This window comes from Shewanella sp. 492, from assembly GCF_059338445.1.
Genome location: NZ_CM181702.1, coordinates 2,497,904 through 2,514,228, shown reverse-complemented (window position 1 = coordinate 2,514,228; position 16,325 = coordinate 2,497,904). Strand labels below are relative to the sequence as shown.

The 16,325-nt window shown below is 46.2% G+C and carries 15 protein-coding genes and 1 other RNA gene; 9 read left to right on the top strand and 7 right to left on the bottom strand.

What is annotated here, in order from left to right; genetic code table 11:
- Positions 1-40: 40 nt before the first annotated feature.
- A complete protein-coding gene (gene pspF, locus AC5YBX_RS11215; protein WP_494521415.1) occupies positions 41-1,114 on the bottom strand; it encodes a phage shock protein operon transcriptional activator in 1,074 nt (357 codons plus the stop codon).
- A 178-nt stretch (positions 1,115-1,292) separates the two neighbouring features.
- On the opposite strand from pspF, the gene pspA reads away from it, so the two are divergent.
- From pspA to megL, 6 genes are all read left to right on the top strand, one after another.
- Positions 1,293-1,988, top strand: coding sequence for a phage shock protein PspA (gene pspA, locus AC5YBX_RS11210; RefSeq protein ID WP_494521611.1), 696 nt, complete (start codon positions 1,293-1,295; stop codon positions 1,986-1,988).
- Positions 1,989-2,008: 20 nt separating this feature from the next.
- Positions 2,009-2,248 (top strand): envelope stress response membrane protein PspB, encoded by a 240-nt coding sequence (gene pspB / locus AC5YBX_RS11205; protein ID WP_110456720.1) that lies wholly within the window; start codon positions 2,009-2,011, stop codon positions 2,246-2,248.
- A complete protein-coding gene (pspC, locus tag AC5YBX_RS11200; RefSeq protein ID WP_475514302.1) occupies positions 2,235-2,630 on the top strand; it encodes an envelope stress response membrane protein PspC in 396 nt (131 codons plus the stop codon). The genes pspB and pspC overlap by 14 nt, the downstream gene beginning before the upstream one ends.
- Positions 2,631-2,733: 103 nt before the next feature.
- Positions 2,734-4,176, top strand: a complete 1,443-nt coding sequence (locus AC5YBX_RS11195) for a YcjX family GTP-binding protein (RefSeq protein WP_494521416.1) — start codon at positions 2,734-2,736, stop codon at positions 4,174-4,176.
- Positions 4,177-4,216: 40 nt separating this feature from the next.
- On the top strand, positions 4,217-5,308 hold the full coding sequence (locus tag AC5YBX_RS11190) for a YcjF family protein (protein WP_494521417.1): 1,092 nt from the start codon (positions 4,217-4,219) through the stop codon (positions 5,306-5,308).
- A gap of 96 nt (positions 5,309-5,404) precedes the next feature.
- On the top strand, positions 5,405-6,583 hold the full coding sequence (gene megL / locus AC5YBX_RS11185) for a methionine gamma-lyase (RefSeq protein WP_494521418.1): 1,179 nt from the start codon (positions 5,405-5,407) through the stop codon (positions 6,581-6,583).
- Between the two features lie 56 nt (positions 6,584-6,639).
- On the opposite strand, the gene AC5YBX_RS11180 is transcribed toward megL, so the two are convergent.
- Positions 6,640-8,031 carry an SLC13 family permease gene (locus tag AC5YBX_RS11180; protein WP_494523690.1) on the bottom strand — a complete coding sequence of 464 codons (1,392 nt, stop codon included), beginning with the start codon at positions 8,029-8,031 and terminating at the stop codon, positions 6,640-6,642.
- Positions 8,032-8,430: 399 nt separating this feature from the next.
- Here AC5YBX_RS11180 and AC5YBX_RS11175 point away from each other — a divergent pair, with 399 nt between their 5' ends.
- The gene (locus AC5YBX_RS11175) at positions 8,431-8,730 is read left to right on the top strand and encodes a ComEA family DNA-binding protein (protein ID WP_494521420.1); all 300 of its coding nucleotides are present in this window, start codon (positions 8,431-8,433) and stop codon (positions 8,728-8,730) included.
- A gap of 174 nt (positions 8,731-8,904) precedes the next feature.
- Positions 8,905-9,001, top strand: an RNA gene (gene ffs, locus AC5YBX_RS11170) — signal recognition particle sRNA small type.
- Positions 9,002-9,296: 295 nt separating this feature from the next.
- On the opposite strand, the gene AC5YBX_RS11165 is transcribed toward ffs, so the two are convergent.
- From AC5YBX_RS11165 to dinG, 5 genes are all read right to left on the bottom strand, one after another.
- Complete coding sequence (locus AC5YBX_RS11165) at positions 9,297-9,569, bottom strand: late competence development ComFB family protein (protein WP_494521421.1); 273 nt, start codon at positions 9,567-9,569, stop codon at positions 9,297-9,299.
- A 267-nt stretch (positions 9,570-9,836) separates the two neighbouring features.
- Entirely contained in the window at positions 9,837-10,520 is a 684-nt protein-coding gene (locus AC5YBX_RS11160; protein WP_494521422.1) for a DUF2057 domain-containing protein, read from the bottom strand.
- 9 nt (positions 10,521-10,529) lie between these two features.
- A complete protein-coding gene (locus AC5YBX_RS11155) occupies positions 10,530-11,192 on the bottom strand; it encodes a primosomal replication protein (protein ID WP_494521423.1) in 663 nt (220 codons plus the stop codon).
- Positions 11,189-11,962, bottom strand: a complete 774-nt coding sequence (locus AC5YBX_RS11150; protein ID WP_494523689.1) for a sulfite exporter TauE/SafE family protein — start codon at positions 11,960-11,962, stop codon at positions 11,189-11,191. The genes AC5YBX_RS11155 and AC5YBX_RS11150 overlap by 4 nt, the downstream gene beginning before the upstream one ends.
- A gap of 8 nt (positions 11,963-11,970) precedes the next feature.
- Positions 11,971-14,043, bottom strand: a complete 2,073-nt coding sequence (dinG, locus tag AC5YBX_RS11145) for an ATP-dependent DNA helicase DinG (RefSeq protein WP_494523688.1) — start codon at positions 14,041-14,043, stop codon at positions 11,971-11,973.
- A gap of 426 nt (positions 14,044-14,469) precedes the next feature.
- On the opposite strand from dinG, the gene AC5YBX_RS11140 reads away from it, so the two are divergent.
- Entirely contained in the window at positions 14,470-16,041 is a 1,572-nt protein-coding gene (locus tag AC5YBX_RS11140; protein ID WP_494521426.1) for a methyl-accepting chemotaxis protein, read from the top strand.
- Positions 16,042-16,325 lie beyond the last annotated feature (284 nt).

The window sequence follows — 16,325 nt, the reverse complement described above, 5'->3', positions numbered from 1 at the left end:
TACAGAGCTAGGAGCAAACTTCATCTGCGTTAAGCGAGATTTATTTATCCAATAAATTGTATTTTTTCAAAATTCCTCGCAGTTGATGGTAACTGAGACCCAGCAATTCGGCCGTTTTTTTCTGGTTGTATTGCCCCGCATCTAAGGCTTTACTGAGTAACTGCACTTCATGGGATTCGCAGTGTTCTTTAAAGTCTAACGGAAACTCAATTGCGGCAGCCTTGTGTGGTTGCGGCGCTGATTCAGGCTCAGGCTCAAGTGGGGCGACAGGCGTCGCATTGGGCTGCGGTATAGCTTGGCGCGAAGTGGTTTTTACTCTGTGCATTGGGCGGTAGGGTGAAGCAAAGGGATCAATGACGATATTATCAATCGCGGTATGCAGATCCGTATTACGATAAACGCTGCGCTCAACCACGTTTTTGAGTTCACGAATATTGCCCGGCCAATCATATTGCATTAATTGCTCGACAGCGCGGGGGGAGAAACCGTCAAACAGTTCATGTTTTAATTGCCGCGCCATGCCGATAGCAAAGTATTCTGCCAGCGGCATAATATCTTCGGGGCGATGACGCAGTGGCGGTAAGGTGATCACATCAAAGGCTAAGCGATCTAGCAGATCTGGTCTAAATTCTCCGGCTTGGGCAAGTGAAGGCAGATCTTCATTGGCGGCGCAGATTAAGCGCACATCGGTTTGTACCGTTTTACTGCCGCCCACTCGTTCAAATTCACCGTACTCAATGACTCTGAGTAGCTTCTCTTGTATGAGTCCTGAGGTGTTGGCCAATTCATCTAAAAAAAGTGTGCCGCCATCGGCGCGCTCGAAGCGACCTTCATGCTTTTTATTGGCACCGGTAAATGCACCAGCATCATGGCCAAAGAGTTCACTTTCCAGTAAGTTCTCACTCAAGGAGGAGCAGTTAAGTTTGATAAAATTGTGTTCCCAGCGCGTTGACAGGTAGTGCAATCGCTCGGCGATGAGTTCCTTACCCGTGCCACGTTCCCCAATAATAAGTACGGGTTTGGATAAGGGGGCAACTTTTGAAACGTGCTCTAGTACTTCCAATAACGCATTCGATTGGCCGATCAGATTATCTTGTTGGAATTGATTCGCCACGATAAGTTTTAGCCTTTCACACTAATAATTGGTGAAATTTATAATATGTGGCCGCGGTTACAAAATAAAGCAAAAGTTAAAATAATGTTTAAGTGTCTGTATTGTAATGAATATCAAAAGTTGGCACACTAAATGTATTATTCTTTGCGACACCAACGTTAATTTAGAGGACAGTATTATGGGCATTTTCTCTCGCTTCGCAGATATCATCAATTCTAATATCAGCGCGCTACTCGATAAGGCCGAAGATCCAGAAAAAATGGTGCGCTTGATCATCCAGGAGATGGAAGACACCTTAGTCGAAGTACGTTCAACTTCAGCTAAAGTGCTTGCAGAGAAAAAAGAGATCCTGCGTCGTATCGCCAAAGTGCAAGAGCAGGTACATGATTGGCAAGATAAAGCTGAGCTAGCGTTATCGAAAGATCGCGAAGATTTAGCCAAAGCGGCATTACTGGAAAAGCAGAAAGCCAGCGAACTGGCAGCTACGCTTGAAAAAGAGTTAATGGTCGTTGAAGAGCACATTGCTCGCCTCAAAGAGGAAGTGAATCTGCTACAAGAAAAGCTAGCCGATGCTAAAGCACGTCAAAAGACCATTATCATGCGCAAGCAGACCGCCTCTTCTCGTTTAGAAGTAAAGCGTCAGCTTGATTCAAGTAAAATTGATAATGCGATGAGCAAATTTGAGCAATATGAGCGCCGTGTCGAAGGGTTAGAGTCACAAGTTGAGTCTTACGACTTGGGTAATCAAAAGACACTTAATGATGAGTTCGCCGCTTTAGAAGCCGAAGATTCAGTCAACGCCGAGTTGGAAGCCTTAAAAGCCAAGGTTAAAGCCAGCAACGCGAAAAAACAGACGACTAAAACAACTAAATAGAAACGATTCAGAGGTGAGTTATGGATATGGATTTATTAATAGCCCCGATCATCATCTTCATGATAGTGGTGGCACCCATTTGGCTGATCCTACATTACCGTAGTAAACGCCAAGTGAGCCAAGGACTCACTGAAGAAGAGTTTACTCAGCTAAATGAGTTAATTAGCAAAGCCGATAAAATGGCCCAACGCATAGAAACCTTGGAAGCTATTTTAGACAGCGAGGCGCCACAATGGAGGCATCGAGATGAGCGCATCTAATGGACGTCCCTTATATCGCATTCCCGAATCAGGCAAAATCGCTGGGGTCTGCGCCGGCATAGCCGATTACTTTAACTTCGAAACCTGGTTAGTCAGGGTGGTGGCAGCATCGATATTTTTACTTGGGGGATCGGGCATCATCTTTATCATCTATGTGCTACTGTGGATGATATTAGATATCAAGCCTGGCAGCACAAAGAACAAACACCAGCATAAAGAGATTGAGGTTAAAAAGAAGGTCTGGCAGGCTGGCGAACCCGCTAAGGCAGCGTTACGGGATGTCAGCAGCCAATTTAGACAATTAGAGGTAAGGCTTCAACAGCTTGAACGTCATGTCACCTCTGATAGTTTCGATCTCAAACGGGAGATCAACAACCTGTAAGCTTGACTCATCATGACTTACATAAGGCATAAGGGCGGTGAATACCGCCCTTAAACATGGCTACGATTCGAATACGGATATTATAGGGGCCAAGATAGGTGCTATGAACTCACTCAATCGCTCACTTCATAAGCTATCACAACAGTCAAAATCTTTGGTCAAACGAACCACAGACAATCATGTACGCCTAGCGGTAACGGGTTTGTCTGGCGCAGGCAAAACCGCTTTTATCACCGGATTAGTGAATCAACTCCTGCACAGTGGTACCGTTGGGCAACATAATGCGTTGCCCTTGTGGCAAGTGGCGCGAGATGAGCGCCTTTATGGGGTAAAGCGCACCTTACAGCCCGATATGACCATTGCCAGTTTTGATTACGAAGGCGCCATGGCGGCCTTAACCTCTAGTGAACCTCACTGGCCAGCGTCCACGCGTAATATCAGTGAGCTGAGGTTAGCGATTAAATACCAGCCGCAAAAAGGGCTGCTGGCAAAACTGACTGACCATAGCACCTTATATGTTGATATTGTTGACTACCCAGGTGAGTGGTTACTCGATTTACCTATGTTAAAACTCACCTATCCACAGTGGTGTCAGCGTCAAAGTCTGCGTAGCAGCTTGTTGTCGCTTAGCGAGTATTATACGCCCTTTATCGACGCTTGCGCCGAGCTGCCTTTAGCATCACCGGCGCAAGAGCTGCAACTCAAACAGGTGTCGAGCCTGTATCAACAACTGCTGTGTGACAGTGTACATACCCATGGGTTTTATAATGCCCAACCTGGACGCATGTTATTGCCAGGTGAGCTGGCCGATACGCCAGTGTTAGCGTTTTTTCCTCTACTCGGCTTAAGTGAGGGGCAGTGCGATGCATTAGAAAAAAGCCCTAAAGACTCCTATTACCATGTACTTAAAAAACGTTATCACAGCTATGTAATCCAGGTTGTTAAACCCTTCTACCGCGATTACTTTGGCAAGTTTGACCGTCAATTATTATTAGTTGACTGTTTTACGCCGCTTAATCGCGGTAAAGCGCAGTTTGATGATATGAGTCAGGCGCTAGACGGCATCATGGCTAGCTTTCATTTTGGTCAATCTAACTTATTGAAAAGGCTCTTTTCTCCTCGTATTGATAAGCTGTTATTTGCTGCCAGTAAAGTGGACCATATTACCCGCGATCAGCAGGGTAATGTGTTATCGCTATTGACCCAGCTGGTTAACCGCAGTCAGCAACATGCTAAGTTTGAAGGTTGCGATGTTGAGGTGATGGCGATCAGTGCTATAAAAGCCACACAACATGGCATGGTGCAAGTTGACACTAAACAGATAGAGGTGGTTAAGGGACGCGATATGGCAAGTGGTAAAGCGGTCACTTTGTTTCCTGGCGAAGTCCCCAAGCAGCTGCCTCGCAGTGAATTTTGGCAGCAACAAGGGTTTGAATTTGTTAATTTTGCGCCGCCTCAAATCGCCAGTACTGCTAAGGATGTGCATTTTGAGCATATTCGCTTAGATCACCTATTGCAGTATTTAATTGGCGATAAGCTAACTTAGCTATCCCTGATTTACATCTTGATTGATGATAGGAACGATAATGACACACCCCTCAGATCCGATAGAAAAAAAACAGTTATTCGAGCTAGGCGATGATGATCAATCGACTCAGCCAAGGCTACAACAGGCAAGGCATTTTGATGCTGAACCTGTACACATATTATCGCCCGAGAGTGACGAGGAGCAGCTTGCACAATTATTAGATATTGACCCTAGCATTAAGCGCACCTTGATGGCGAGTAAGCGTCGCCGCTGGTCATGGTTGACTAAAAGCATGTTGCTTGGCCTTATCATCTTAGTACTGACCCAAACCGGCTTGTCCTTGTCACAAGCATGGACCGACAGCCCTTGGTTATTTGGGGTATATGCCAGTGTTCTGGCTTTGGTTATTTTGTGGGCTGGGCGGATAACCTTTAATGAATGGCGCCAACTGCAACGATTAAGGGGCGTAGAGGAGGCGCAGCAAGTGAGTGAGCGCTTAGCCCTGAGCATGCAAATTGGTGAGGCCGACCCGTTTATCGAGCGTATTTTGGCTAAATTACCCACAGATATCGACACCCAAAACTACCGTGATCATGTGCGTGATGAGCATAACGATGCCGAGCGCGTGCTGTTGTTTGAGTCGCTGGTGTTAACTGAAATCGATAAAAAAGCCAAAAAATTGGTGCATCGCTATGCCACTGAATCGGCGTTATTGTTAGCCGCAAGCCCATTAGCCGTGCTCGATATGGCGATTATTTTATGGCGTAACCAGAAGATGATCCGCGAGTTAGCCAGCTGCTATGGCATTGAACTAGGTTATTGGAGCCGCATTAAGCTCATCCGCTCGGTGATAATCAATATTATTTATGCGGGGGCCAGTGAGGTGGTGACCGATATTGGTACCCAGTTGCTATCACTGGAAGTGTCCGGCAAGGTATCGACGCGGATGGCGCAAGGGTTAGGCGGGGGATTGCTCACTGCAAGATTGGGTTATCAGGCCATGGCACTGTGTCGCCCTGTGGTATTTAGTCATGAGACCCGCCCCAAGTTAACCAAGATCCATACCGCGCTACTGAGTGAACTCAAAGATTTCTCATTAGCCGCACTCGGTAAACGCACCAACCGTAACAAAGATTTTACATCCAACTAGGGCTTAATCTGCTGCTATAACTTTACTCTCAGGCGCAAAACGAGCCAAGGTTAGTGTTTACCTTGACTTAGTCAATCAACACTTTGGAGAGAGATAATGCAACAAAAATGGCAGCAGGCGACTCAGGTTATCCACGCTGGGCATCAAAGGGATGCCATGGGCGCATTAGTCTCACCACTGTATCAAAGCGCCACCTTTGCATTCGAGAACACAGAGCAAGGTAGCGCACGGTTTGCTGGTGAGCAGCAAGGGTATATTTATACCCGCTTAGGTAATCCCACCACGGCAGAGCTTGAGCGCAAGTTAGCGATACTCGAGGGCAGCGAAGCCGCTGCCGCTACCGCATCGGGTATGGCGGCGGTATCGGCCGCATTATTAACCCATTTATGCTGTGGCGATCATTTAGTTGCCGCTAAAGCCGTTTACGGCTGTACCTTTGCCTTGATGACCACGCAGTTGAGTAAGTTTGGGATTGAAGTCACCTTGGTGGACTTTAATGATGTCGATGAAATAAAGCGCGCCATTAAGCCCACTACGAAAGTGCTGTTTTGTGAAACTCCGGTGAACCCCCATCTCGATGTGTATGACTTAACCGCGATTGCAGGTATAGCGAAGCAGCATCATCTGGTGAGTATTGTTGATAACACCTTTATGACGCCGCTGTTGCAGCAGCCCATCGCGTTGGGCATCAATATGGTGGTGCATAGCGCCACTAAATACCTTAATGGCCACGGCGATGTGATTGCCGGCATAGTGTGTGGCAGTGAGGAGATGATAGCTAAACTCAAAACAGAAATCCTCAAAGATATCGGCGCGGTATTATCACCACATGATGCCTGGCTTATCTTACGCGGGCTAAAAACCTTAGATGTTAGAGTTGCTCGTCATTGTGATAATGCCCAAGTGATTGCCGAATATCTGGATAAACACCCGCAAATTAGCCGAGTTTATTATCCTGGTTTAGCGCACCATAGTGGACATCATCTTATCGGCTCGCAGATGCGCCGAGCTGGGGGAGTGGTGGCCTTTGAACTTGATAGTGGTTTTGATGGCGCTGTTGCATTTGTGAATCGACTGAAGTTATTTACCATCGCGGTCAGTTTGGGTGACGCTGAGTCACTTATCCAGCATCCAGCTTCGATGACCCATTCACCCTATTCATTTGAGGAGCGAGTTGTGGCGGGTATTAGTGACAGTCTATTGCGTATATCGGTAGGCTTAGAGGCGGTTGAAGATATTATTAGCGATTTACGCCAAGCGTTAGAAGGGAGTTAATCCATCTGTGGCCAACTCATTATCGAGTAGGCCACAAATGTGCAAGCGGATTATGCTTAGATAGTCCAGAACAGGTGGGCAATGATATACAGTACCAACATACTGATAAAGTTGATTATTGCGCCAGCTCGCATCATCTCTGATTGCTTAATGTGGCCTGACCCATACACAATCGCATTGGGCGGCGTCGCCACTGGCAGCATAAAGGCACAAGAAGCCGCAATACCAATTAATACCGACAGCATCACAGGTGATAGTCCCAGTGCTTCAGCAATCGCGGCAAATACAGGTACCAACAAAGCAGCACTGGCGGTATTACTGGCAAACTCAGTGAGCATCACCACAAAAAATATCACCGCAAAGGTAAATAATGCCATATGGGTGTTACCAAAAATATCGGTGACCCAATGCGCCAAAAATACGCTGGTGCCTGTGGCTTTTAAAATAGCACTGAGTGTTAAGCCACCACCAAAGAGGATGAGCACGCCCCAATCTGTGGTTTTTTCTATTTTTTTCCACTGCACTAAACCTAAACCCGCCAGTAATACCACGGCACTTAACGCCACTATGGTATCGAACTGTTTGATGCCGCCTAAAGCGCCAGAGATAGGTTTACTGAAGATCCAGCAACATACGGTTGCCAAAAAGATGATAAGAGTGAGTTTACCTTGGAAATTTAATTTCTGATTATCGCTTGGGATCTCACAGACCACATTGAGATTAGGTTTCAAATAAAGATACAGCGCGATAAGCATACTCGGTAACATTAAAGCGACGGTGATCAAACCGAACTCTAACCAGTCGGCAAAGCTTAAACCCACTTGAGCCGCGGCGATAGCATTCGGTGGGCTGCCCACTAAGGTACCTATGCCACCAATATTGGCAGAGTAAGCGATACCTAGCAGCATAAAGAGGTAGGTGTTGCGATGCTCTTTAATGTCTAGCTGCTGCAAGATCCCCAGAGCCAATGGCAGCATCATCGCCGCAGTGGCGGTATTACTGATCCACATCGATAGCAGGGCGGTGATGCCGAATAACATCATACAAGCAAGGCTCAGTTTACCCTTGGAAGCCGTAAGTACTTTTTGAGCGATACGGCGATCGATACCTTGATGGTTCAGGGCTGCAGCGAGGACGAAGCCACCAAAAAACAGGTAAATAATCGGATTCGCAAAATTGCTCATTGCCGTTTTGGTTTCAAACACGCCAAACACGACCCCAAGAATAGGGATAATGATTGCCGTCACACTAATATGGATAGCCTCCGTCAGCCACAATATTGCAGCAAAAACGAGAATGGCGAGTCCAATATTAATGCTCTGTTCAAAAGGCAGAAATTGATACATCAAAATAAATAAACAGATATCGGCAAACAATATAAGCATTTTTTTATATTGTGTTGGCTTTTCAGGGATCAGCGGCTGTGCCTGCGTGGTTTCGTGAGACATTGAAGAGTCCATATACTTGTTGTTAGTACTTGTTGTTAGGCGCACAACACTATCTCAGCGCAGGATCGGCACAAAGCTTTTTATTTGTAGTTAAATTACTTTGTGTTCGAGCTCTGCGTGTGATGTAGCGCAATAAAATGGTGGCTTATGTTACCCGAATCACGTTTTAAAGTAAGGGGTAGATCACAATTTTTTTCATAGTGCATCGGTTGAATCAGATTTAATCTCGTTATGAAATAAACTGAAAGTTGTTTGTGTGACCTTGGTCACCTTGGAGGTGGGGTTTTGGTTGGTGGGGGTCACGTATTTGCGCAAGGTTTGAGTTTGTTCTATGTTTTTAAGGTGGCCAAGGAGAAAGGAATGCTGGCCATCCCCTAATGGATAATCAAGGAGTAAGTTATGAAAGCAATATTATTGGGCAGTTTGATTGCTACGACATTAGCACTGTTTCCCGCTTATGCTGCTGAAAAGGTTGAGCCAGTTCCGGTGAATACAACCGTTGAGGCACAAGCCGTTAATATCAATACGGCGACAGCAGAGCAGTTAAGCCAGCTAAAAGGGATTGGTGCAAACAAGGCGATGGCGATTATTGAATACCGCAATACACATGGTAAATTTACCGATATTAATCAATTATCTGAAGTTAAAGGTATCGGTCCTAAACTGTTAGAACAAAACCGAGCCAATATTAAATTGTAAGTCATTGAAGCTTGTTCTTATAAAAAATACCCACGCTCGTGGGTATTTGTTTATAGATTCACCACTCAATCATAAAGAATGGCTCAAAGACCGATATTCCCTTGATCGCATCCCCTGCATGATAGATAATGCCCCCGTCTTGAAGATAACACGCTTCAAGAATCTATGGTGACCCTAGGGTCCCCCCGCAATGATAACTTGTGAACTCGGCCAGGCCCGGAAGGGAGCAACCGCAGCAGGCGACTCATGTGCCGGGGTGTGGCTCTAGGGAAACCTCCAAACTAAAGTCTAATCAAAGGCTTATCTCAGAAAGACCGCAAGTGGTACACTTGGTGGTACACTCGATGAGAAATCGGTTAGCAAAAAACTCCCCCCTATTTGTTTCTAAATTTTCCTATCTTGTTTTACATTCACCGTTTTAACTTTGTTTAGTTGCGTGCGGTTATCAATTGTGAAATACCCATCAGTGTGACTTTTTATGTCTGGGCTATGCTTGGGGTATGTCTGGAAAGTCGCGTGTGTGTGAATACCAAGGCGTCCTCATTAATTGAACGCCTAGGTTCGAGTTACAGGCTTTCTTGTTGGGGAAGCTTGGTTTTTAAAAAGGCGCGCGATTTTTCTAAGGCAGATTGGATCTCCGTTTTCATCTGCTTGAGTTCGTCATAATCTTCAAAAAAGTAAGTATCGACGAGGTGCCGAATGTAGCGCACGGGCAGCTGATTGAGTGTCACGCAGCATAAATCGGCCAGATAGTCTTCAGGGAGTTCATCCATCAATCCTTCATCCGACAGCATCTCAAGTAACAGTACTTCATAATAATTTCGAATTTCTAGTTGCATGCATCTATCTCCACGATGAGGGGCTTGGCTTATATCGTTTGTCTAGTTTGCAATCATATTGGCTTAGCCGCAATCACTATTTAATGTCGCGTAATGGTTCAGTGCGTAAGCGCAAGCTAGGGGAATGCTGACAATCTATAGCAGGTAAATGAGACTAAAAAATTAGATGGTATATGGTTCAAGGTAAAACGGGAGAGTCTATATGGGGGGAGAGGGTCACGCTAACCTTAGGTTAGCGTGACGTTGCTTGTGGGTTTTATCAAATGATCACAACTGTTTGATGGCCCAGCTCATGAATTCTTTGCGCGTTGTTTCATCGGCGTGTAACCACCAGTATTGCAGCATTTGCTGAGCATGTTCAGCTTCGCTCTTATTGGTGGGCGCTGCTGTCGCGGGTAATGTCGCAGCCTCGATGGCGCTAACAGGCTTTGCTGGTACGGAACTAGCTGCCATCGTACCGCCCGTTGCAACGGCTGCAGCGACTTCAACATCTTGACCGCTGTCATCACCTAAGAGTCGACCTACAAATGAAGTTTCTGCAATATCGGTTTGTGCTACTTGATAACTGACTTTACCACCATCTGCACGCGTGATGATGACCTCGGGTGATTTAGCAAACTCTTTCGGACGTTTAATCACTTTGCCTTCGGCGGGTTGTAACTGGTAGTCATAATCGCCATCGACATTAAGAGTAATAATAAAGGGGGATGATTTAATAAAGCTTTCGCTGTCACTGAAATCATCTTGCACCATATCGTGATAACGGATAGCAATCTTGTGCGTGCCGTTATCTAGGCTTAAATCGGCCTTATGGTTAAACAAGCTGCTTTCTACTTTTTGACCATTAAGGGCTAAGTATTCAAATGCCATGGGAATGGTGAGATTGGCAGCCATTGCCGATGAGGCACCAAGCAAAGCGATTAAAGCGGTGATTGGCATTACTGATTTCATTGTTGCTCCTTAACGATTATGACTTTTATATGGGCGTTCAAACGCCTGAATGCGGTCTTCAATATAGCTAATAGCTTGTCGGCACTTACCTAAGCGACGGTGAACTAAAAGTATCTCATTTTGCAGTGCAATTTTGTCAGCACTATGACAGTTTTCAAGTTTTGATTGTAAATCTGCAATCTTTTGCTCAAATGTTTGAACCCAGTTCAGATGTTTGTTTAATTCATCATATAGCTGGTGGCTATTATGCATTACGCCAGAAGCGATCCAACTAAAACCACTATCGGCGTGCGACTGCTGGCGACGTTGTTTGGCATTCGCAATACGTGATGATTTTTGTTGCTCAGCCGATTTCACATCTAATGTGGTGGTGTTCAGCGCGCGTCGCAGTGCGGTAAATCTATCTTGGATCCCTTCACAGCTTAACGCTATGGTCGATGTCGAGATATTCCCCTTTAGTAGTTTTTCGAGCTGCGCTATTTTATTGCTAATTTGGCTGATACACGGGGCAAGCTGGGCACCGGATTGGTTAAATAAGCCATGATTAAAACGTTCGGTATCATGCAGTAGCTTACGTTGCCCTTTTGCCAGCTGGCTATCATGTTGCAGCACTTCTTGTTCTAATTGCTTAAGTTGGACTCGTAAACGATAAATTAGTTCTGAGGTGTTCATGCCCATGCGCTCCACGCCAAATTGATGGCAATCAAAATAACCACGGTGATAAATAGCGGACGGATAAATGGTACGCCAAATTTGATTGCGGTGCGAGCGCCAACAAACGAACCTAACATCATGCATAAGCCCATAGATAAGCCGATAACAATATTGACCTGTCCCAAGGCTAAAAAGACCGTTAAAGAGGTTAGGTTACTGATAAAAGTCATGGCTCGTGCTAATCCACAACTGTTAAGTACTGGTAATTGGTATTGCGAAATACTGCTGATGGTCCAAAACGCGCCGACAGCGGGGCCAGCAAAACCATCATAAAAGCCCAATGGCAACCCTTGGCGCCATTGCTTAAAGGCCGAGGGTGCGCGAGTTGGTGGTAAGTGACTGTTGCCCCCCATCACACTGGGTTTCACTAGGGTATAAATGGCAATGATGATGATAATGAGCGGCAGTAATTTTTCGAGCCATTGATTATCAATGAAATAGACTACGAAGGTGCCGATAACGGCGCCAATGAAGGTGGCTATTGCGGCATGGTACCAAAAGCGTGGCTCAAAAAAATGTTTGCGGTAATAGGTGAATGCCGCCATGGATGAACCAAAGCTGGCGGCCAATTTATTGGTTCCCAGCGCCGCGTGTGGCGGTATGCCTATGGTTAATAATGCAGGTATTGATAGCAAGCCTCCGCCACCTGCGACAGCGTCAATAAAGCCGGCAATAAAACCTGTGGCGGCTAAAATAATCCAAACGCTGGGGTCTAAAAGTAACTCCAATGTGGTTCCTACTCTATGACTTGGCGAAACGGAGGTAAGGCATCAAGCAGCGACTTTCCATAACGTTTCGTGACTAAGCGACGATCTAAGATAGTGATACGGCCATAATCTTCTTCCTTACGCAGTAATCTACCACAACTTTGGATCAATTTACGTGATGCGTCAGGTATGGTCAGTTGTAAAAACGGATTACCGCCCTTTATCTTGATATATTCTGCATGGGCTTGCTCCACAGGGGAGGTCGGCACTGCAAAGGGTAATTTGGTGATAATCAAATTGGTGAGATAATCTCCTGGCAGATCGAGCCCTTCAGAGAAGCTGCCCGTGCCGAAAATAATACTTACCTCGCCAGCATCACAGCGCTGTTTATGTTGTGTCAGCAGTTGTTGACGCGAGTCTTCCCCCTGGATCAATAATGGGCTGTCAATCTTGGGGCGGACAATATCGGCCACTTTCTCCATCTGCCAGTATGAGGCAAACAGCACTAAGGTGGCGGTTTCACCTTCGATAAGGGTCAATATCTGCTCGGCAAGCTCATCGGTATAACGGTCGTCCGTCGGTTCGGTGCGCATTTTTGGCAGGTATAAGGTCGCATTTTGCTCAAAATCAAATGGGCTATCCATGGCCAGATAACGACTACCATCGTTTATCGACAGGCCCACCTGATGGGTAAAATGATTAAAATTATTCAATGCGCGTAAAGTGGCGCTACACAGCACCACACCAGCGGCTTTTTCCCATAATAAGGATTCGAGCATAAAGCCCACTTCAATCGGTGAGACGTTACACAAGTAGTCGTGTTGTTTACCCGGAAGTTGCTCTATCCATCTGGCCATCGGTGCCCCTTTAGGGCTGTCGGTCTTGGCCATCATCTTCCACAATTTTTGCAGATTTTCTAAACGCTGCAGCATAAAGCCAGTTTCGCTCAGCAGTTGCTCGGCTTGATGCTTGGGCAGCTCACCATCTTTTATGGCTTCGTTAAGCAAGGTCAACATCTTATTGAACTGCTTGAGGGCGTTATTAGCGGCACTGGCTAAGTTTTCTGCTTGGATAACTAAAGCTTGCGGCAGCTTGCCATGTTCAAAACGGATGCGGTTTTCAGGGTTATCAAATGCAGCGTCTTGGCCGTCGCAATACTGCGCTACGGCGTTGAGCAACCCGGTTAATTCGTTAATGTGGTCTAACATCGCCTGAGCAGGGGCAATAATATGATTACTCTTAAGCTGATTTTGCAGTTTAGCTGTGGTTTTGCCGATCTTTTCTAACCAATCGACCGCGCCTCTCAGGGTCGCCTGCGCGCTGGAAAAGTCTCTGGCGACAACGGGGAGGTGATGGGCCTCGTCAATCACATAATAGAGATCTTCAGGATCGGGCAAGATCACCCCGCCGCCTAGTTCCAAGTCGGCAAAAAGCAGACTGTGGTTAGCGATTAATACATCCCAGTTATCAATATCTTCACGGGCCTTATGAAATGGGCAGTGACGATGACTGGCTAGTTGCCGATGACAGCTGTGTTTGTCGCAGGCGATTTGGCTCCAAAGATGATCGGGCAATTGTTGCGTTAGGGTATCGCGCTCGCCATTCCAACGACCTTCATGGAAATCTTTTAACAAACTTTGTAATAGGGCTATCTGGCTGTTATCGGGTTTAGTTTGCCACATGGCCATCTGCGTGCCGTCATCACTGCCAATGAGCATTTCAAGTTTGGCTAAGCAGATATAGCGTTGACGCCCCTTAACCAGGCCAAAGGTAAAGTCGAGTCCAGATTGCTGTAAAAAGAAGGGTAAATCTTTATTGAGTAACTGCTCTTGCAGCGCCACCGTTGCAGTGGCGATACAGACTTTTTTCTTGCTGGCTAAGGCTAATGGAATGGTGCCTAGAATATAAGCCAACGACTTACCAATACCCGTGCCAGCTTCGACAACAATGATGCGCCTATGTTTGTCATATTCACCTGCTAATGTTTTTGAGATCTCTGCCACAATGTAGTTTTGCTCGCGCCGAGAGCGAAAGTTGGGCAAGGCGGCCGCAATGTCTTTATAGATGGTGCGGATCTGAGTTTTAACAGTGGCAGATAACATGAAGGCACATAGCAGAGAAATACAGCTGTACATAATAACAGTAAAACAGCACAAGCGGAATATGAATAAGTTCTGAAACAGTCGATACAAGCATAAGCGACTAGCGATGTTAACAATATGGATTTGACCAGTTGTCAGCTGTGCGCTTGGCAACATAAATGAGCTGATGAGTGAGCAAGCTCATATTGTGTCGTTCACCTCATTTATTTGGATGACGAAATTAATACTATAGTTGTCGGTCCTGTATCGTTTGAATAATGAAATTGATACCATAGTTGCTGATCCTGTATCGATTACAACTGCGTTTCCATTCAAAACGCTAGCAACTGTGATCGGCAGCGAACTCTTTTACGTATAGGGCCTGCCAGTCATAGTGCACTGCGCCGCACACAAACCAACCACAGCTCGGAAATAAGTCACCATAATATGGTAAATAAACATACTAACGCAGAACGTGAAATCGAATTTGAACTCGATGCTAATCTCATTTCAACCACAGATCCCTCCAGTATAGTCACCTATGCTAATGCCGGTTTTTGTGATATTGCCGGTTATCAAGCCGATGAATTAATTGGTAAACCACATAATATTGTGCGCCATGCCGATATGCCTAAGCCCGCCTTTAAGCAGTTATGGCAAACGGTGCAATCTGGCCGCAGTTGGATGGGACTGGTGAAGAACGCCCGTAAAGGAGGCGGATTTTATTGGGTATCAGCCTTTATCACCCCCATCACCGATGCTAAGGGCAAAATTATTGAATATCAGTCTGTGCGCACTAAGCCTAACCGAGAATGGGTTAAGCGTGCAGAGGCGCTCTATAGCGAAATGAGCCAAAAAGAGACGCCATCTAAGCTATCAAGGCCACGCTTTAGTTATCGTTGGGCGCGTTATCTTGCTGCGTTAACAGCGCTTGCCAGCACCCTAGCTATGATGAGCGGCGCATCGGTACACTTAGGTGGTACGGTATCGATATTGGCGATGGCCGGGCTGTTACTCAATGAGTTTTTTCATCAACGACGTTTAGGGCAGGTGGCAACACTTGCGACGCAAGCATATGATAATCCGTTGATGGAGCTCGTCTATACCGGGCGTTATGATGAATATTCCATGATAGAGCTCGCGCTGCAAAAGCGTAAAGCCGAGGTGCGCGCGATTGTTGCCAGAGCCAGCGAAACCGCAGAGGGGATCCACGTTAGTGCTGAGCACGAGTTAGTTAATCAGCAAGAGATTAAGCATAACTTGAATAAGCAAGGGGCCGATACCGACTCTGTAGCGACAGCGGTAACCGAAATGTCCAGCTCAATTCGCGATGTGGCTGATAATGCGATGGCGGCATCACAATTAGTGGAGCAAGTGAATCAGCTTGCTGATGACGGACTCAATAATGTGCAAACCACGATAGACTCGGTGGCAGAACTGCACTCAGAATTAGCGCGTGCAAACGGCATAATTAACGATCTATCGGTGAGTAGCCAAGAGATTGAAAAGATCCTCGAAGTCATCGGCACCATAGCCGATCAGACCAATCTGCTGGCACTCAATGCGGCGATTGAAGCGGCTCGAGCAGGAGAGAGTGGCCGTGGATTTGCGGTGGTAGCCGATGAGGTTAGAGCGTTAGCTTCAAAAACCCAAGCTTCCACCGAAGAAATTCGCTCCATGATTGCTCACCTGCAAGATACCGCTGGCCAAGCCGTGATAGCGACGCAACAAGGCAGCCATTTATCGGATGTGTGTCGAGACAATGCTGTTCGTACCGGCGATGTGCTGAAACATGCCAATAGTATGTTGAGTGAGGTGGCCAGCGCGAGTCATCAAATCGCTGCCGCGGTGCATCAGCAGGCGAGTGTGACTGAAGATATTAATAGCAACATCATCTCCATTCAGCAGTTGTCATTGGCCAATATTGAGCGCAGCGATCACTCGGTAAATCGTGGTTCTGAGTTGGTGAGTCAGCTCAGCGATCTACAACGTTTGATGCAGCAATTTCAAAAGCGATAACGCGATTGATTAATCACAATCGCTTATCTTCATTATCGTCACTTCTCTTTATCAGAGTCTCTTAAATTGCAGGCCTGGTGGATTGAGGCCCGTGAGCTGAAGTTTATATGAGTGCCACCATACGCCGCTGATACAGCGGCGTTTTTATCTCTATAGCGACTGGCAATAAAACCGTATCTATCGGTTATCGCCATGGTTCTGCTTCAAGCGCTTAATGCAGTACGGCTAATGTCACCTAGCTAATTCCACGAGATTAATTCTATTTGGCTAATGTTCCATCACGA

Bases quoted from the DNA above. Each gene is read 5' to 3' on its own strand.
- AC5YBX_RS11180 (WP_494523690.1), bottom strand. From the start codon at position 8,031: ATGTCTCACGAAACCACGCAGGCACAGCCGCTGATCCCTGAAAAGCCA.
- AC5YBX_RS11175 (WP_494521420.1), top strand. From the start codon at position 8,431: ATGAAAGCAATATTATTGGGCAGTTTGATTGCTACGACATTAGCACTG.
- AC5YBX_RS11165 (WP_494521421.1), bottom strand. From the start codon at position 9,569: ATGCAACTAGAAATTCGAAATTATTATGAAGTACTGTTACTTGAGATG.
- AC5YBX_RS11140 (WP_494521426.1), top strand. From the start codon at position 14,470: ATGGTAAATAAACATACTAACGCAGAACGTGAAATCGAATTTGAACTC.
- pspB (WP_110456720.1), top strand. From the start codon at position 2,009: ATGGATATGGATTTATTAATAGCCCCGATCATCATCTTCATGATAGTG.
- AC5YBX_RS11155 (WP_494521423.1), bottom strand. From the start codon at position 11,192: ATGAACACCTCAGAACTAATTTATCGTTTACGAGTCCAACTTAAGCAA.
- dinG (WP_494523688.1), bottom strand. From the start codon at position 14,043: ATGTTATCTGCCACTGTTAAAACTCAGATCCGCACCATCTATAAAGAC.
- AC5YBX_RS11160 (WP_494521422.1), bottom strand. From the start codon at position 10,520: ATGAAATCAGTAATGCCAATCACCGCTTTAATCGCTTTGCTTGGTGCC.
- megL (WP_494521418.1), top strand. From the start codon at position 5,405: ATGCAACAAAAATGGCAGCAGGCGACTCAGGTTATCCACGCTGGGCAT.
- pspC (WP_475514302.1), top strand. From the start codon at position 2,235: ATGAGCGCATCTAATGGACGTCCCTTATATCGCATTCCCGAATCAGGC.
- AC5YBX_RS11190 (WP_494521417.1), top strand. From the start codon at position 4,217: ATGACACACCCCTCAGATCCGATAGAAAAAAAACAGTTATTCGAGCTA.
- AC5YBX_RS11195 (WP_494521416.1), top strand. From the start codon at position 2,734: ATGAACTCACTCAATCGCTCACTTCATAAGCTATCACAACAGTCAAAA.
- pspA (WP_494521611.1), top strand. From the start codon at position 1,293: ATGGGCATTTTCTCTCGCTTCGCAGATATCATCAATTCTAATATCAGC.